Origin of the sequence: Pseudomonas sp. A25(2017), assembly GCF_002001065.1 — a bacterium.
GTDB classification, from domain to species: Bacteria; Pseudomonadota; Gammaproteobacteria; order Pseudomonadales; family Pseudomonadaceae; genus Aquipseudomonas; species Aquipseudomonas kilonensis.
The window spans coordinates 20,897-36,327 of sequence record NZ_MUOA01000059.1 but is presented as its reverse complement, the minus strand read 5'-3'; the positions used below and the strand labels follow the sequence as shown (position 1 = coordinate 36,327).

Below are 15,431 nucleotides of genomic sequence, written 5' to 3'. Positions count from 1 at the left end.
CAGCTCCTACGGGGGCTGAGTGTAGGAGCTGCCGAAGGCTGCGATCTTTTCTACCCGTCACTCGATATTCAGAAGCCATAAGAAACCAGAATTCCAGGAGCTTTCACCATGTCGTCCATTCGTCGTTATGCCCTGGCCGCGCTGGCCAGTGCTGTTTTTGCCGGTTCCGCCGTCGCCAAGGATTACGAGCTGCTTAACGTGTCCTACGACCCGACGCGTGAGCTTTATCAGGATTACAACGCCGAATTCGCCAGTTTCTGGAAGAAAGCGCACCCGGACGACAGCGTGAAGATCCAGCAGTCCCACGGTGGTTCGGGCAAGCAAGGTCGGGCGGTGATCGATGGTCTGCGGGCCGACGTGGTGACCCTGGCCCTGGCCGGCGACATCGATGAAATCGCCAAGCTGGGCAAGTCGCTGCCAGCGGACTGGCAAACACGCCTGCCGGAAGCCAGCACGCCCTACACGTCCACCATCGTGTTCCTGGTGCGCAAGGGCAACCCCAAGGGCATCAAGGATTGGGGCGACCTGATCAAGAATGACGTGTCGGTCATCACCCCGAACCCGAAGACTTCCGGCGGTGCGCGCTGGAATTTCCTCGCCGCCTGGGCCTACGGCCTGAAGGCCAACGGGGGTGATGAAGCCAAGGCCAAGGAATACGTGCAGGCGCTGTTCAAGCACGTGCCGATCCTCGACACCGGCGCCCGTGGCTCGACGATTACCTTCGTCAACAACGGTCAGGGTGACGTGTTGCTGGCCTGGGAAAACGAAGCCTTCCTGGCGCTGAAAGAGGACGGTGGCGCGGACAAGTTCGACATTGTCGTGCCGTCGTTGTCGATCCTCGCCGAACCGCCCGTGGCGGTGGTGGACAAGAACGCCGAGAAGAAGGGCAACCTGGAGATTGCCGAAGCCTACCTCAAGCACCTGTACAGCCCGGCCGGCCAGGAAATCGCCGCGAAAAACTACTATCGCCCGCGTGACAAGGACGTGGCCGCCAAGTACGCCCGGCAATTTCCGAAGGTGGAGCTGGTGACCATCGACAAGGACTTCGGCGGCTGGAAAAGCGCCCAACCGAAATTCTTCAACGATGGCGGCGTGTTCGACCAGATCTATCAGGCGCAGTAAGCTGAAACAAAGCTAAAGCCAGACACCGAATTTGTGGTGAGGGGATTTTGTGGGAGCAAGGCTTGCCCGCGATGGATGCGATGCGGTCCTTCAGAAACCGAGTCGCCTCTATCGCGGGCAAGCCTTGCTCCCACCCAGTCTTGCTTCCATGTTTAGTGTTTTTAACCAAGGACCTCTATGTCGCGTCGCATATCCCCCGTCATACCCGGCTTCGGGCTGACGCTGGGCTACACCCTGGTGTACCTCAGTCTGATTGTGCTCATACCCCTGGCGGCGATGTTCGTGCATGCCGCTCAACTCACCTGGGAACAGTTCTGGGCGATCATTTCGGCGCCGCGGGTGCTGGCGGCTTTGAAACTCAGTTTCGGCACCGCGCTGTACGCCGCGATCATCAACGGCGTGATCGGTACGCTGTTGGCCTGGGTGCTGGTGCGCTACACCTTTCCCGGCCGCAAGATCATCGACGCGATGATCGACCTGCCGTTCGCCCTGCCCACCGCCGTGGCCGGTATTGCCCTGACGGCCTTGTATGCGCCGACCGGCCTGGTCGGCCAGTTCGCCACCGACCTGGGCTTCAAGATCGCTTATACGCCGCTGGGCATCACCCTGGCGCTGACCTTCGTGACGCTGCCGTTCGTGGTGCGCACGGTGCAGCCGGTGCTGGCCGATATTCCCCGTGAAGTCGAAGAAGCCGCCGCTTGCCTCGGCGCCAAGCCATGGCAGGTGTTCCGCCACATCCTGGTGCCGGCGTTGTTGCCGGCCTGGTTGACCGGCTTCGCCCTGGCGTTTGCCCGTGGCGTGGGCGAGTACGGTTCGGTGATTTTCATCGCCGGCAACATGCCGATGAAAACCGAGATCCTGCCGCTGCTGATCATGGTCAAGCTCGACCAATACGACTACACCGGCGCCACCTCCATCGGCGTGCTGATGCTGGTGGTTTCCTTCGTCCTGTTGCTGCTGATCAACCTGTTGCAGCGGCGCATCGAAACCCCATAAGGAGGCGCGAACATGTCCCAATCGTCTATTTCCGCGGCCTCCACCAACGCCGCCCGCCGCGGCAGTGCGACGTCGCGGCGCGTGTTGATCGGTCTTGGTTGGCTGATTTTTGCGCTGTTTCTGCTGTTGCCGCTGTTCATCGTGGTATCCCAGGGCCTGAAGCTCGGGCTGGGGGCGTTCTTCACGGCGATCTTTGAACCCGACGCACTGTCGGCGTTGAAACTCACGGTGGTTGCGGTGCTGATCTCGGTGCCGCTGAACCTGGTGTTCGGCGTCAGTGCCGCGTGGTGCGTGAGCAAATATTCATTCCGTGGCAAGAGCATGCTGGTGACGCTGATCGACCTGCCGTTCTCGGTGTCGCCGGTGATCGCCGGTCTTGTCTACGTGCTGATGTTCGGCGCCCAGGGCCTGTTCGGGCCGTGGCTGTCGGATCACGACATCCAGATCGTGTTCGCGCTGCCGGGCATCGTCCTGGCGACCATCTTCGTCACCGTACCGTTCGTGGCCCGTGAGCTGATCCCGCTGATGCAGGAACAAGGCACCCAGGAAGAAGAGGCCGCGCGCCTGCTGGGCGCCAATGGCTGGCAGATGTTCTGGCATGTCACTGTGCCGAACATCAAGTGGGGCCTGATCTATGGCGTGGTGCTGTGTACCGCCCGGGCCATGGGTGAGTTCGGCGCGGTGTCGGTGGTGTCCGGGCACATTCGCGGGGTGACCAACACCCTGCCGCTGCACGTCGAGATCCTCTACAACGAATACAACCACGTGGCCGCGTTCGCTGTGGCGAGCCTGTTGCTGATCCTGGCGCTCTTCATCCTGCTGCTCAAGCAGTGGAGCGAAAACCGAATCAACCGCCTGCGCGCCAGCGCCGCGGAGGAATAAGTCATGTCGATCGAAGTCCGTAACGTCAGCAAGAATTTCAACGCGTTCAGGGCCCTGGACGAGATCAGCCTGGATATCCAGAGCGGCGAGCTGGTGGCGCTGCTGGGCCCGTCGGGCTGCGGCAAGACCACTCTGCTGCGGATCATCGCCGGCCTCGAGACCCCGGACCAAGGCAGCATCGTGTTCCACGGCGAGGACGTGTCCGGCCACGACGTGCGCGATCGCAACGTCGGTTTCGTGTTCCAGCACTACGCCTTGTTCCGACACATGACGGTGTTCGACAACGTGGCCTTCGGCTTGCGCATGAAGCCCAAGCACCAGCGTCCGAACGAAAGCCAGATCGCGACCAAGGTTCATGAGCTGTTGAACATGGTGCAACTGGACTGGCTCGCCGACCGCTACCCGGAGCAGCTGTCCGGCGGCCAGCGCCAGCGCATCGCCCTGGCCCGCGCCCTGGCGGTGGAGCCCAAGGTGCTGCTGCTGGATGAGCCGTTCGGTGCCCTCGACGCCAAGGTCCGCAAGGAACTGCGCCGCTGGCTGGCGCGGCTGCACGAGGACATCAACCTGACCTCGGTGTTCGTGACTCACGACCAGGAAGAGGCCATGGAAGTCGCCGATCGGATCGTGGTGATGAACAAAGGCGTGATCGAGCAGATCGGCTCACCCGGCGACGTCTACGAGAACCCGGCCAGCGACTTTGTGTACCACTTCCTCGGCGACTCGAACCGCCTGCATTTGGGTGAGGACCGGCATGTACTGTTCCGTCCTCACGAAGTCTCGCTGTCGCGCTCGGAGCTGGAAGACCACCACGCCGCCGAAGTGCGCGACATCCGTCCGCTCGGCGCCACCACTCGGGTGACCCTGAAGGTGGAAGGCCAGAGCGAGCTGATCGAAGCGGAAGTGGTGAAGGACCATGACAGCCTGGTGGGGTTGGCGAAGGGCGAGACGCTGTTCTTCAAGCCGAAGGTCTGGCAGAAAGTCTCAAACCTTTAAAAGCAAAAGCATCGCGAGCAGGCTCGCTCCCACAGTAGAACTTCAGTGAACACTCTATCTGTGTACATATGGAGGTCCATTGTGGGAGCGAGCTTGCTCGCGATGGCGTCCTCACTGACACCCCGATCCGAATCTGAATAACCCCGCCCACCCTTGTTTCGATTGGTTCTACGCCAACACCTTTTCCCCGCCCAAACCCTACCTAGACTCTGACAGGCCAGGAGGCAAGTGAGAGTCCATGACGGACCGGTGTTATCTCTCCTGGTGCCCTGATGCCAAGGAGAGAAAACATGAGAGTGGAAGTCAGTCGGCATGGCCCGCTTGGCTGTGCATTGTTAGGCGTCTTGCTGGCTCCGGCCGCCAGCGCCGCCCCTTCGTTGTCCCCCCAGATACCCTTCGATGTCACCGTGACCACCCCGGTTTCACTGGTCAGCCTGCAAGCCAATTTCGATGAGCTGTCGTGGCAGACCTTCATTGCCCTGAACTGGCCAGCGCTGGATAACGGCGATCCCAATACCGGCACCTCCATCGGCAAGCAGGATGGCGCCACGGTGTGGGAAAGCTGGAAAGAGAGCTACCAGATTTTCCGCGCCAAGGGCCAGGCCCCGCTGCCCTGGAACGCCCCGGCGACCCTGCCTGAAGCGTGCAAGTCGCTCAAGCCCGGTCGCTTGTTGCAGCAAATGGGCAAGGTGCCCGATGTGCTGGATGAATTTATCCAGCCCTTCGAGAGCGGCCCGTTGGTGGACCAGAACGGCACCTACACGCGCAACGAAATCGTGGTCAACCAATCGATGTTCAACGGGATCGTCGATAACGGCCTGTACAGCATCGAAGGCCAGCAGAAATTTTTTGCCGCCAATGCGAACAACACCGTGGCGTTCAGTTGTGGCTCCACCAAAACCCAACAGGTCGGTGCGGTGATGGTGAAGGCGTCGTGGAAAGTGCTGGGCCCCAACGACAAGCGGCAGGATTTTCACACCGTCGACGCGCTGGTCTACACCCCGGGGAACAACGACCCCAGCCATGGGCCGATTGTCGCGGAGTCGTGCGTGTCCGAGCCGGTCGGGTTGGTGGGATTGCACATGGTCCATAAGACCACCAGCGCGGCGCAATGGGTCTGGTCAACGTTTGAGCATGTAAAAAACGTGCCGGAAAAAACCACGCCCGTTGCCCAGCGGACGGGGCCTTATCTGTTCTACAACGCAGCCAGCACAAGCGACATCAACCAGCCGCCGCCACGGCCATGGAACCCAGCGGTCAAGGCTACTCCCTCGCAGATCGTGCGCGACGTGCCGCTCACCGAGGCCACCAGAAAACTGAACGCTACGTATCAAGAGCTGTTGCGTAAGGTGAACCCGCAGAGCGTCTGGGCGAACTATCAACTGATCAGTACCCAGTGGCCCTCGGACCCACCCAAGAACTGCCAGATATCGGCCGCCAACCCGCTGGGCAGTCCGGCGCCGTTGTTCCTGGCCAACGCCACGCTGGAGACCTACATCCAGGGCACTGTGCCCCAGGCGTCTTCCAGTTGCATGGCGTGCCACGGCAATGCGGCCACCCATGTCACCGAATCGGCACGCACCAGCTTTGCGGATTTCACCTATTTGCTCGAACGCGCACAGTCCACCAGTGGACAAGGAGCCAAGCAATGAGCAGCAATCTGGATAATTTCGTAGGCCTGTCATCGGCCCTGATTGGCATCTCGGCCGATCGTCTGGCACCGCAGATCGACCAGGTCGGTTTGCCGCCGATCTTTCTCGATTACGTCACTGCGCGAGTTCCTTCCGACGTGCTCAACGCGCTCTTGACTCAATACGCCACGCTGGCGGCGGACCATGTACCGTCCGACCAGATCGCCCAGCAGATACTGAAGTTCAACATGCAACCGACGATTCCACACACCGTGCTACTTGCGCGCTCGATCATGAAATTGTGGTTGTTGGGCGTCTGGTATCAACCGTTCGATATGGCGCCTTTCAAGAAAGATGATTCGGCGGTGGTGTCCGATCAGGCCTACGTCAACAGCTGGGCCTGGAAGATCGCCCAGGCCCACCCGATGGGCTACAGCGAATCGTTTTTTGGGTATTGGAACAGCGCGCCCTCCAGCCTTGAAGATTTGACCGGCGTATCCGCTAACGGACAGCAAGGAGCGTTGTCATGAGTACCGAAAAAGCCGAAGTGGTGATCGTTGGCGCAGGCCTGGCCGGTAGCATCATTGCCTATCAGTTGGGCATGGCCGGTATTGATGTGCTGGTACTCGAGTCGGGGCCGGAGATACCGGTCAATCGTGCCCAGTATCTGGAGCGTTTTTATACCGCGACACTGAAAACCCCTGAGTCCCCTTATCCCCCAAGCACGACACTGGACCCACATCTCAAGGGGCCGGCCGAACTGAACGCGCCACGGGCGACCATTGCCGATCTGCTCAATGGTAATTGGAACAATCCGGCGGTCAGCTACTTGGTACAAAAAGGCCCGCTGCCCTTTACGAGCACTTACGAACGGGTGGGTGGCGGCACGACATGGCATTGGGTCGGAACCTGCCTGCGCATGGTGCCGAACGATTTTCGCCTGCGGTCCAAGTATGGCGTCGGGGTGGATTGGCCGATCGGTTATGACGATCTGCAAAGCGCCTATTGCCGGGCGGAAGCGGAAATCGGCGTGTCGGCCAACGTCGCCGACCAAGCCTATCTGGGCATGACCTTTCCTGAGGGTTATGCATTCCCGATGCGCAGCATTCCGTTGTCGCTGGTCGATGGCAGCTTTGTCACGGCTGTCACGGGGAAGACGTTCGATAGCTTGCCGCTGGTGGTCAGCCCGACGCCGGCCGGGCGCAACTCTCAACCTTATGCCGGTCGCCGGGTATGCGCCGGCAATACCAACTGCACGCCGATCTGCCCAATCCAGGCCAAGTACGACGCCACCGTGACCATGAACAAAGCGTTGAACACTGGCAAGGTCCGAGTGCTTTATCGAACCGTGGCCAGCAAAGTAACCGTGGGCACTGACAGCAATATGAATGGCATCGAGTTCAAGCAGTATCAATTGGAAGATGGCCCCGTTACTGGGACCGGTGTGGCAATAGGACAACGTTATGTGATCGCCGCCCATGCGATCGAAACACCGAAGCTGCTACTGCACTCCGGCGTGGCCAACAGCAGCGGGCAAGTGGGTCGCGGCCTGGCTGACCATCCCATTTATCTGGCGTGGGGGTTGATGCCCGAGGGCAAGGCGATTTTCCCCTACCGGGGACCGCTATCGACGGCCGGCATCGAAAGCCTGCGCGACGGTGCCTTTCGCAGCGATCGTGCGGCGTGGCGTATCGAGATTGGCAACGAAGGTTGGAACTGGCCGGCCGGTGATCCCTACACCACGGTCGCCGACTTTATCGACGGGAAGAACAATGGCGGCGCCAACCCGAGCAATAAATTGCTATCCGGAACGGCGTTGGTACATAAGCTCAACGACGTCTTCACCCGCCAGTTCCGGATCGGTTTCCTGGTCGAGCAGGTCGAGGACGACCCCGACCACGCGAAATGCTACATCGTGCCCTCGACCGAATACACGGACCGGCTCGGTATCCCTCGGCCGGAAATCCACTACGACCTGTCCAAGTACACCATGAAGGGTTTCCAGCAGGCGAAAATACTGGCGACGCACATCATCGAGGACCTGCTCGGTGCCCAGGAGTTGACGGACATCATCGCACCTGGATGTTTTACTTACGACAAGGTGCCCTACAGCTTCCAGGGCGCCGGTCACCTGATGGGGACTTACCGCATGGGCGATGACCCCAAAAAGTCGGTCGTGGATAAATACCAGCGCAGTTGGGACCACAAGAACCTGTTCCTGGTGGGCGACGGTGTCTTCCCCAGCACCGGCACCTCGAACCCGAGCCTGACGATTGCGGCGCTGTCGTTCCAGGCCGGGGATACGCTGGCCAATGACCTGCGGGCGGTGACGATGCAGGTCCAATCCAACATCGCCTGGCAGGGCACCGGCGTGCAGGTCAACGGGTTGGTACCGCGCCTGGTGCGCTACGTCAGTGGGCTATGGTGTGCCAGTCCACAGGGCGGCAATGTCGATGGAAATGGCGGTTCGAGGCACATCGACTACAGCAGCTATGCCTTGCCCGGTGCCGCCGAAGGTGCCTTGATCGGTCGCGTGGGCGATGGTGGCAAGCCGTTCCTGGTGGGGGATCTGGGGCAGGTTCCGGGCGACCAGCAAGGCGAACTGCAACTGTGCATCAACGATGACCTGACCGGGCAGTACGGGTCTGGCTTGAAAGATAACACCGGCGCGCTGACGATACGGGTCGAGTTTGGTGCGCTGTAACTTGAGCGCTAAGGCCTAACTTTTGTGGGAGCGGGCTTGTGGGAGCAAGGCTTGCCCGCGATGCAAACACCTCGGTGTAGCTGATCGACCGAGGCGATGCCATCGCGGGCAAGCCTTGCTCCCACAGGTCCGCTCCAACAAGGGGGGCAGGCGGGGTATTGCGTTGTTTTCAGGCGGCCGAGCGCTGGTTGCGCAAGGCTACCGGACCGGCGCGCTCTTCGATGGCCCGTTTCAGTTCGCCGCGAAGCCCCAGCAGGAAGCCCGCTTCCACCACCACAAACAGCGGCCCGACAATCAGCCCGGTGAGGTCGTCGACGAACGCCGGCTTGCGGCCTTCGTAGTAGTGGCCGACAAACTGGATCACCCAGCCCACCACGAACATCCCCAGGCCACTGCCCAGCCACACCAGGGTGCTTTGCGCGGCGAGCACCTGGCCCAGCCAGACCGCCAGGCCCAGCAGCACCGTCATCAGCGCCCCCAGGCGCAACTCCAGGCGCAGGTAGAACCAGGCACTGGCCACCGCTACCAGCAGCGCTGGCGACACCAGGACCGCGCCCACTGGCCAACCTGGGCGTGACAGCAGCACGGCGACGGCAACGAAGATCAGCGGGATACCGATGAAATGACTGGCGATGTTGCGCGGGTCGCGGTGATAGGCAGCGTATTGACTGAGATGATCGACGAGGCTTTTCATTGTTGTTCCTCCTGAGGTGATGCCTGCATGATGCCCAGGTACCACAAGGCGTTCTGTCAGTTAGCCGACACTTGTCCCGGAGTTTCCATGAATTCGCATCCTTGGCACTCGCACCTGATGGCCAGCCACTGGTACAGCCATCTGCCTGCTGAGTTACAGAATAGTCTGCTGGGCATGGCGCGGGTGCGCCGCCTGCCGCCGGGGCATCGGCTGTTCCAGCGCGGCGACCCACCGTGTGGGCTGTATGCCGTGCTGGAAGGCGCGGTGCGCGTCGGTGCGGTGAACGAACAGGGCAAGGAGGCATTGCTGAGCGTGGTGGAGGCGCCCCACTGGTTCGGTGAAATCTGCCTGTTCGATGGCCAGCCGCGCACTCATGATGCGGTGGTTGTCGGTCAATGTACGCTGCTGCATGTGCCCCAGGCGCCGTTGCTGGCATTGCTGCAAGAGCAGCCGATCTACTGGCGGCACCTGGCATTGTTGATGAGCCACAAACTGCGCCTGACCTTCATCAACCTCGAACACCTGAGCCTGATGCCCGCCCCGGCCCGCGTGGCCCACCGCCTGCTGCTGATCGCCGAAGGCTACGGCGAAATCGAACCGCCGCGGCGGGTCCTGCAACTGCCCCAGGAACAACTGGCGCTGATGCTCGCGCTGTCACGCCAGACCACCAACCAGATCCTCAAGGACCTGCAGGCCCAGGGCATCCTGCACCTGGGTTACGGCGAGATCGAAATCCTCGACATCGAGCGGTTGCGGGCCCTGACCACAACCTGAACCCGATCTGAACCTTGTGGGAGCGAGCTTGCTCGCGATAGGGCCAGTGCAGCCAACCCAAAGCCCTAGCGCAACCCATCCCGAAACTGCCCCGGCGTCATCCCGGTCCAGCGCTTGAAGGCGCGGCTGAAGCTGCTGGCATCGGCAAAACCCAACAGATAGCTGACTTCGCTCAGCGAGCAGTTTGGATCCCGCAGGTGCAGCAGCGCCAGATTCTCCCGGCACTCGTTGAGCAGTGTGTCGAAGCGGCAGCCTTCGTCGGCCAGGTGCCGTTGCAGGCTGCGCAGGCTCAGGTGCATGGCCTGGGCGATGCGTTCGGCGCTGGGCTCGCCTTCGGGCAGTTGGGCCTCGATGGCCGCGCGTACCTTGCGTTCCCAGGTCAGTGGCTTGAGCTGGGCGAGGGTGCGTTCGAGCACCGTTTCGTTGTGTTCGGCCAGTTCCGGGTTGGCGTCGTCCAGGTGGCTGTCGAAGTCGCTGAGGTTGAACTCCAGGCAATCCTGGTCGGCGCCGAAATGCACCGGCGAGCGGAACACCTTGTGCCAGGGGCTGGGGTCCGCCGGTTCCGGGCGCCGCAGGTACACCGCCAGCGGTGCGTAATCACGGCCGAGGCGGTTGCGACAGGTGCGCACGTAAATTGCCGTGAACGCGTCGATGGCTTCGAAGGCTGGCGCCGGTCGGCCCGGCGGCACCTCGAGACTGAAGCGGTAGCGGTCTTCGCCCCGGTTCAATTGCAGGGTCAGCGCATCGCTGACCACCGGGTGATAGCGCACGATCCGCTCGAACACTTCCCGCAGGCTGCCGCTGGCCACCAAGGCATAACCCAGCGCGTGAAACGTGGTGGGGCTGACAAAGCGCGACACCCGCAGGCCAATGGCCGGGTCGCCGCTGGCCTGTACGGCCAATGCCCACAAACGCGTGGTGGCCGACAGCGGGTAACGGGCGTTCGGGTCGTCCATCCATTGCGGGTCGAGGCCGGCTTCTACGCACAAGGCATGGCTGTCCAGGCCCAGCGCATCGAGCTGTTTGCGCAGGGCGCGGGTCCAGCTGGCGAGGGAGGTCGGTTCAGTCATGACGATTGGCGCTTGCGGTCAACAGGTTGGCGTTTACGGCTACCACCCCAGGGGACAACGCCCGGCAGGATGAGCACATCTCTAACAGAGGATGTAAGCCATGCACGGCACTTGCGCAAGCCCCGAGCGATTGAATGCACAACAACGATCGGCCCAGATTCGCCAGGTGGTCCTGGCCCGGGGCGAAGAATTGCGCCAGCGCTATCCGATCCTGCGTCACCAGGACGCGTTGGGCGCGGGCATCCTGGCGGTCGCCCTGGTCGGGATGATCGGTTCGGCGCTGCTCTACATCAACGGTTACCTGGCCGGGTGGGCGTGCCTGTTGCTCAACGCGTTTTTCGCGTCCCTGACCCACGAGCTGGAACACGACCTGATCCACAGCATGTATTTTCGCAAGCAGCGCCTGCCCCACAACCTGATGATGGGTTTGGTCTGGCTGGCGCGGCCGAGCACCATCAACCCGTGGATCCGCCGCCACCTGCACCTCAACCATCACAAGGTGTCCGGCAGCGAAGCCGACATGGAGGAGCGGGCCATCACCAACGGCGAACCCTGGGGGCTGGCGCGGTTGCTGATGGTCGGCGATAACGTGATGTCGGCCTTCATCCGCCTGCTGCGGGCCAAGACCTGGACGCACAAGCGCAGCATTCTCAAGCGCACGCTGAAGGTGTATTTCCCGCTGGCGTTGCTGCATTGGGGCGCCTGGTATGTGTTTCTCGGTTTTCATGGGGCCAACGGCATCGCCAGTCTGCTGGGGACTTCAATTGACTGGTCGGCCAGCACACTGGCGACGATGCAGGTAATCGACATCGCCGCGGTGGTGATCATCGGGCCGAACGTGTTGCGCACCTTTTGCCTGCATTTTGTCAGCTCGAACATGCACTACTACGGCGACATCGAGCCGGGCAATGTGATCCAGCAGACCCAGGTGCTCAACCCTTGGTGGTTGTGGCCGTTGCAGGCGTTCTGCTTCAACTTCGGCAGCAGCCATGGCATTCATCATTTCGTGGTGAAGGAGCCGTTCTACATTCGCCAACTGACGGTGCCGGTGGCCCACCAAGTGATGCGGGAGATGGGTGTGCGGTTCAATGATTTCGGTACGTTTGGCCGGGCGAATCGGTTTGTGCGGGAAGAGGGTGTGGTGCGGGAGGAAACTCCCGCCGGGCCTGCAGGAGCTGTGTAGGAGCTGTGTAGGAGCTGACGAGTGCAACGAGGCTGCGATCTTTCCCCAGCCAATTGAGTCCAGAGCGAAAGATCAAGATCAAAAGATCGCAGGCTTCGCCAGCTCCTACAGAGCCCAGCGGGAGCAAGCTCCCTCGCCACAGAGAATGAGTTAAGGCCGGGAACAGGTTAGAACTGATAGCTCACCGTCACCGAGGCATCGGCCCAGCTGTAGCCGACATATAGTCGGCCCCCATCAGTACGGTGTGCTTGGTCGCGCCGGTAAAAAATTCGGCTTGCAGCATGTTGTCGACGATGAAGGCATGGAGCTTTTCTTCGGCACCAGGGGTTTCGGCGTCCGGCAGGTGAGCTATGGTTTTGAGGTAGGCGCGTTCGATTTCTTCTCGCCACTAATGGTCGATGGTCCGCGGCATCGGCGGCGTTGCCCAGGCGGGTGCGCAGCCAAGTATTGAGCCAGCCGTGATGACGGCTGTAGAGCGCCTGTACTGCAAACTCGGGAGATGACATGGACGCAACGGCCTGGATGTCACAAATGATCATGGGTCGCACTGTCATCAGCCGTCGGCGAATTTGCAACCACCGTTCGCCCGCTGTGTCCTCTCGTCGGCTATTTCTTCTATTCCCTAATTATTTGTACAGGTTTGCCGACAGACTTGTACGTGTGCACCAAAGTGGAGCGAATTGATAACCGCTCGCACTGTTACATAGAACGTTGCAAACCTGGAATGCACTCCCCACTCCTTGCATAAGAAGCCTCAACAATGAATCTAAAGTTCAGCCACAAAATCCTTCTTGCCGCCTCTGGTGTGGTGGTCCTGGCTTTTGCCCTGTTCACGCTCTACAACGATTATTTGCAGCGCAACACCATCGGCAGCAGCCTTGAGTCGTCCATCGAGCAATCCGGTGACCTGACGGCCAGCAGCATCCAGAACTGGATGAGTGGCCGGATACTGGTGCTGGAAAACCTGGCACAAAACATCGCGCACCAGGGTGCTGCTGCCGATCTGCCAGGGCTGGTCGATCAGCCAGCGCTGACGTCGAACTTCCAGTTCACTTATGTGGGCCAGGCCAACGGTGTCTTCACCCAACGTCCGGACGCCAAAATGCCTGACGGCTACGACCCGCGTCAGCGCCCTTGGTACAAACAGGCGGTGACCGCCGATAAAGCCATGCTGACCCCGCCTTATCTGGCGGCGGTGGGTGGCCTGGTGGTGACCGTTGCCCTGCCGGTGAAGCATAAGGGCGAACTGCTCGGCGTGGTGGGCGGCGACCTGAGCCTGGAAACCCTGGTGAAAATCATCAACTCCGTGGACTTCGGTGGTATCGGCCATGCGTTCCTGGTCAGCGGCGACGGTCAGGTGATCGTCAGCCCGGATAAAGACCAGGTGATGAAGAACCTCAAGGACATCTACCCCGGTACCCCGGTGCGTATTGGCAAGGGTATCCAGGACGTTGAGCTGAACGGGCAGGACCGTATCCTTTCGTTCACTCCAGTGACTGGCTTGCCGAACGCCGAGTGGTACATCGGCCTGTCGATCGACAAGGCCAAGGCCTACGCGCCGTTGAGCCAGTTCCGTACGTCTGCGCTGATTGCGATGTTTGTCGCGGTGGCGGCCATTGCGTTGCTGCTGAGCCTGCTGATCCAGGTACTGATGCGTCCGTTGACCACCATGGGCCGCGCCATGCAGGACATCGCCCAGGGCGAAGGCGACCTGACCCGGCGCCTGGTGGTGCAGGGCAAGGATGAGTTTGCGGTGCTGGGTGGTTCGTTCAACCAGTTCGTGGAGCGGATTCACGCGTCGATCTCGGAAGTGTCTTCCGCCACTCGCCAGGTGCATGACCTGTCGCAGCGGGTGATGACCTCGTCCAATGCGTCGCTCGTCGGCTCGGACGAGCAGAGCGCCCGCACCAACAGCGTGGCTGCGGCCATCAACGAGTTGGGCGCCGCGACCCAGGAAATCGCCCGCAATGCCGCCGATGCCTCGCAGCATGCCAGCGGTGCCAGCGAACAGGCCGATGACGGTCGCCAAGTGGTGGAAAAAACCATCCAGGCCATGACTGAGTTGTCGCAGAAGATCAGCCTTTCGTGCACCCAGATCGAAACCCTGAACGCCAGCACCGACAACATCGGCCACATCCTGGACGTGATCAAGGGCATCTCCCAGCAAACCAACCTGCTGGCGCTGAACGCGGCCATCGAAGCGGCTCGTGCCGGTGAGGCCGGCCGTGGTTTTGCGGTGGTGGCCGATGAAGTGCGCAACCTGGCGCACCGCACCCAGGAGTCGGCGGAAGAAATCCACAAGATGATCACCTCGCTGCAGGTCGGCTCCCGTGAAGCGGTGACCACGATGAACGCCAGCCAGACCTCCAGCGAAGAAAGCGTGGAAGTGGCCAACCAGGCCGGCCTGCGACTGGTCAGCGTGACGCAGCGTATCGGTGAGATCGACGGCATGAACCAGTCGGTGGCCGCTGCGACCGAAGAACAGACCGCGGTGGTTGAAACCCTCAACATGGACGTCAGCCACATCAACCTGCTGAACCAGCAAAGCGTCGCCAACCTCAATGAAACCTTGAAGGATTGCGATGCCTTGTCGCAACAGGCCAACCGGTTGAAGCAACTGGTGGACAGCTTCAAGATCTGACCCAGTCCCCTGTGGCGGGGGAGCTTGCTCCCGCTGGCCTGCGCAGCAGGCCCCAGCATTCGATCGTTCCCACGCTCCTGCGTGGGAATGTCGCCAGGGACGCTCCGCGTTCCGCTTCTGGAAGGTGACGCAGAGCGTCACGGGATGCATCCCCACGCAGAGCGTGGGGACGATCAGCTTCAAGCCAATCCATGGGTTGTCTGGACTGCCGCTCTCGCGAGCAAGCTCGCTCCCACAAGGGGTGGCGCTTACTTGAACATCCCTTGCACATTCCCCATCGCCTCATCGGCGAAGCCCTGGAGGAAATCCCTGAAGCCCGACGGCGTGTGGGCGTCGGTGTGGTCGGCGATGATGGTCCAGGTGGCGCGGCAGCGGTTGTCCGCCAGGGGGTCGACGCGCATGGCCGCCCACAGGTTATCGATGCCCAGGGTGTTGTAGATCAGCGTCCAGGTCATGTGCATGGCCTGGTCGTCACGGCTGTTGAGCTGTTCCACCACCAGGTTCTGCCCATCGCGGAAGAATTTCTTGCGCAGGGACCTCACGCCCTCGCCGGTCATTTCGATGTGTTCCAGCGCCGGGATGAAACGGTTGAAGCCGCCAAAATCACCCACCACGTCCCAGACGCGCGCCGCGTCGGCCGCGACCTCCACCGAGGTTTCGACCTGGCAGGCTTGGGGGTTTTTGATCAGGGTGTCGGGTTGAAATGCACTCATGGTCTTGCTCCTTGCTTTGGGTTGAGGG

Annotated in this window: 13 protein-coding genes and 2 pseudogenes; 10 read left to right on the top strand and 5 right to left on the bottom strand. The window is 61.3% G+C overall.

Annotation, left to right across the window (positions count from 1 at the left end):
• Positions 1–108 precede the first annotated feature (108 nt).
• The 7 genes from B0E42_RS12315 to B0E42_RS12280 all read left to right on the top strand — a co-directional run bounded on the left by B0E42_RS12315 (position 109) and on the right by B0E42_RS12280 (position 8,328).
• Positions 109–1,122 (top strand): sulfate ABC transporter substrate-binding protein, encoded by a 1,014-nt coding sequence (locus B0E42_RS12315; RefSeq protein ID WP_018613248.1) that lies wholly within the window; start codon positions 109–111, stop codon positions 1,120–1,122.
• A gap of 177 nt (positions 1,123–1,299) precedes the next feature.
• Positions 1,300–2,118, top strand: a complete 819-nt coding sequence (gene cysT / locus B0E42_RS12305) for a sulfate ABC transporter permease subunit CysT (protein WP_013692011.1) — start codon at positions 1,300–1,302, stop codon at positions 2,116–2,118.
• A 12-nt stretch (positions 2,119–2,130) separates the two neighbouring features.
• On the top strand, positions 2,131–3,000 hold the full coding sequence (cysW, locus tag B0E42_RS12300; protein WP_003196505.1) for a sulfate ABC transporter permease subunit CysW: 870 nt from the start codon (positions 2,131–2,133) through the stop codon (positions 2,998–3,000).
• A gap of 3 nt (positions 3,001–3,003) precedes the next feature.
• A complete protein-coding gene (locus tag B0E42_RS12295; RefSeq protein ID WP_053177534.1) occupies positions 3,004–3,993 on the top strand; it encodes a sulfate/molybdate ABC transporter ATP-binding protein in 990 nt (329 codons plus the stop codon).
• A 290-nt stretch (positions 3,994–4,283) separates the two neighbouring features.
• Positions 4,284–5,645, top strand: coding sequence for a cytochrome C (locus B0E42_RS12290; protein ID WP_077506499.1), 1,362 nt, complete (start codon positions 4,284–4,286; stop codon positions 5,643–5,645).
• A complete protein-coding gene (locus tag B0E42_RS12285; protein WP_018613240.1) occupies positions 5,642–6,154 on the top strand; it encodes a hypothetical protein in 513 nt (170 codons plus the stop codon). The genes B0E42_RS12290 and B0E42_RS12285 overlap by 4 nt, the downstream gene beginning before the upstream one ends.
• Positions 6,151–8,328 carry a GMC family oxidoreductase gene (locus B0E42_RS12280; RefSeq protein ID WP_077506498.1) on the top strand — a complete coding sequence of 726 codons (2,178 nt, stop codon included), beginning with the start codon at positions 6,151–6,153 and terminating at the stop codon, positions 8,326–8,328. The genes B0E42_RS12285 and B0E42_RS12280 overlap by 4 nt, the downstream gene beginning before the upstream one ends.
• A 169-nt stretch (positions 8,329–8,497) precedes the next feature.
• Here B0E42_RS12280 and B0E42_RS12275 read toward each other — a convergent pair whose 3' ends face one another.
• Positions 8,498–9,022, bottom strand: coding sequence for a DUF962 domain-containing protein (locus B0E42_RS12275; RefSeq protein WP_053184956.1), 525 nt, complete (start codon positions 9,020–9,022; stop codon positions 8,498–8,500).
• 87 nt (positions 9,023–9,109) lie between these two features.
• Between B0E42_RS12275 and B0E42_RS12270 the strand changes: the two genes are divergently transcribed.
• Entirely contained in the window at positions 9,110–9,796 is a 687-nt protein-coding gene (locus tag B0E42_RS12270) for a Crp/Fnr family transcriptional regulator (protein ID WP_018613235.1), read from the top strand.
• Between the two features lie 65 nt (positions 9,797–9,861).
• Here B0E42_RS12270 and B0E42_RS12265 read toward each other — a convergent pair whose 3' ends face one another.
• Positions 9,862–10,866: an AraC family transcriptional regulator gene (locus B0E42_RS12265; RefSeq protein ID WP_018613233.1), complete on the bottom strand. Its 1,005-nt coding sequence runs from the start codon at positions 10,864–10,866 to the stop codon at positions 9,862–9,864.
• 100 nt (positions 10,867–10,966) lie between these two features.
• Here B0E42_RS12265 and B0E42_RS12260 point away from each other — a divergent pair, with 100 nt between their 5' ends.
• Entirely contained in the window at positions 10,967–12,049 is a 1,083-nt protein-coding gene (locus tag B0E42_RS12260) for a fatty acid desaturase (protein ID WP_077506497.1), read from the top strand.
• A gap of 220 nt (positions 12,050–12,269) precedes the next feature.
• Here B0E42_RS12260 and B0E42_RS31740 read toward each other — a convergent pair.
• Together B0E42_RS31740 and B0E42_RS12255 are read right to left on the bottom strand one after the other, a co-directional pair.
• Positions 12,270–12,371: pseudogene (locus tag B0E42_RS31740) on the bottom strand (hypothetical protein); the annotation flags it as partial.
• Positions 12,357–12,555: pseudogene (locus B0E42_RS12255) on the bottom strand (RNA polymerase subunit sigma); the annotation flags it as partial. The pseudogenes B0E42_RS12255 and B0E42_RS31740, both read right to left, overlap by 15 nt.
• Before the next feature lie 254 nt (positions 12,556–12,809).
• Here B0E42_RS12255 and B0E42_RS12250 point away from each other — a divergent pair.
• On the top strand, positions 12,810–14,690 hold the full coding sequence (locus B0E42_RS12250) for a methyl-accepting chemotaxis protein (protein WP_053184960.1): 1,881 nt from the start codon (positions 12,810–12,812) through the stop codon (positions 14,688–14,690).
• 248 nt (positions 14,691–14,938) lie between these two features.
• Here B0E42_RS12250 and B0E42_RS12245 read toward each other — a convergent pair whose 3' ends face one another.
• A complete protein-coding gene (locus tag B0E42_RS12245; RefSeq protein ID WP_077506496.1) occupies positions 14,939–15,403 on the bottom strand; it encodes an SRPBCC family protein in 465 nt (154 codons plus the stop codon).
• Positions 15,404–15,431 lie beyond the last annotated feature (28 nt).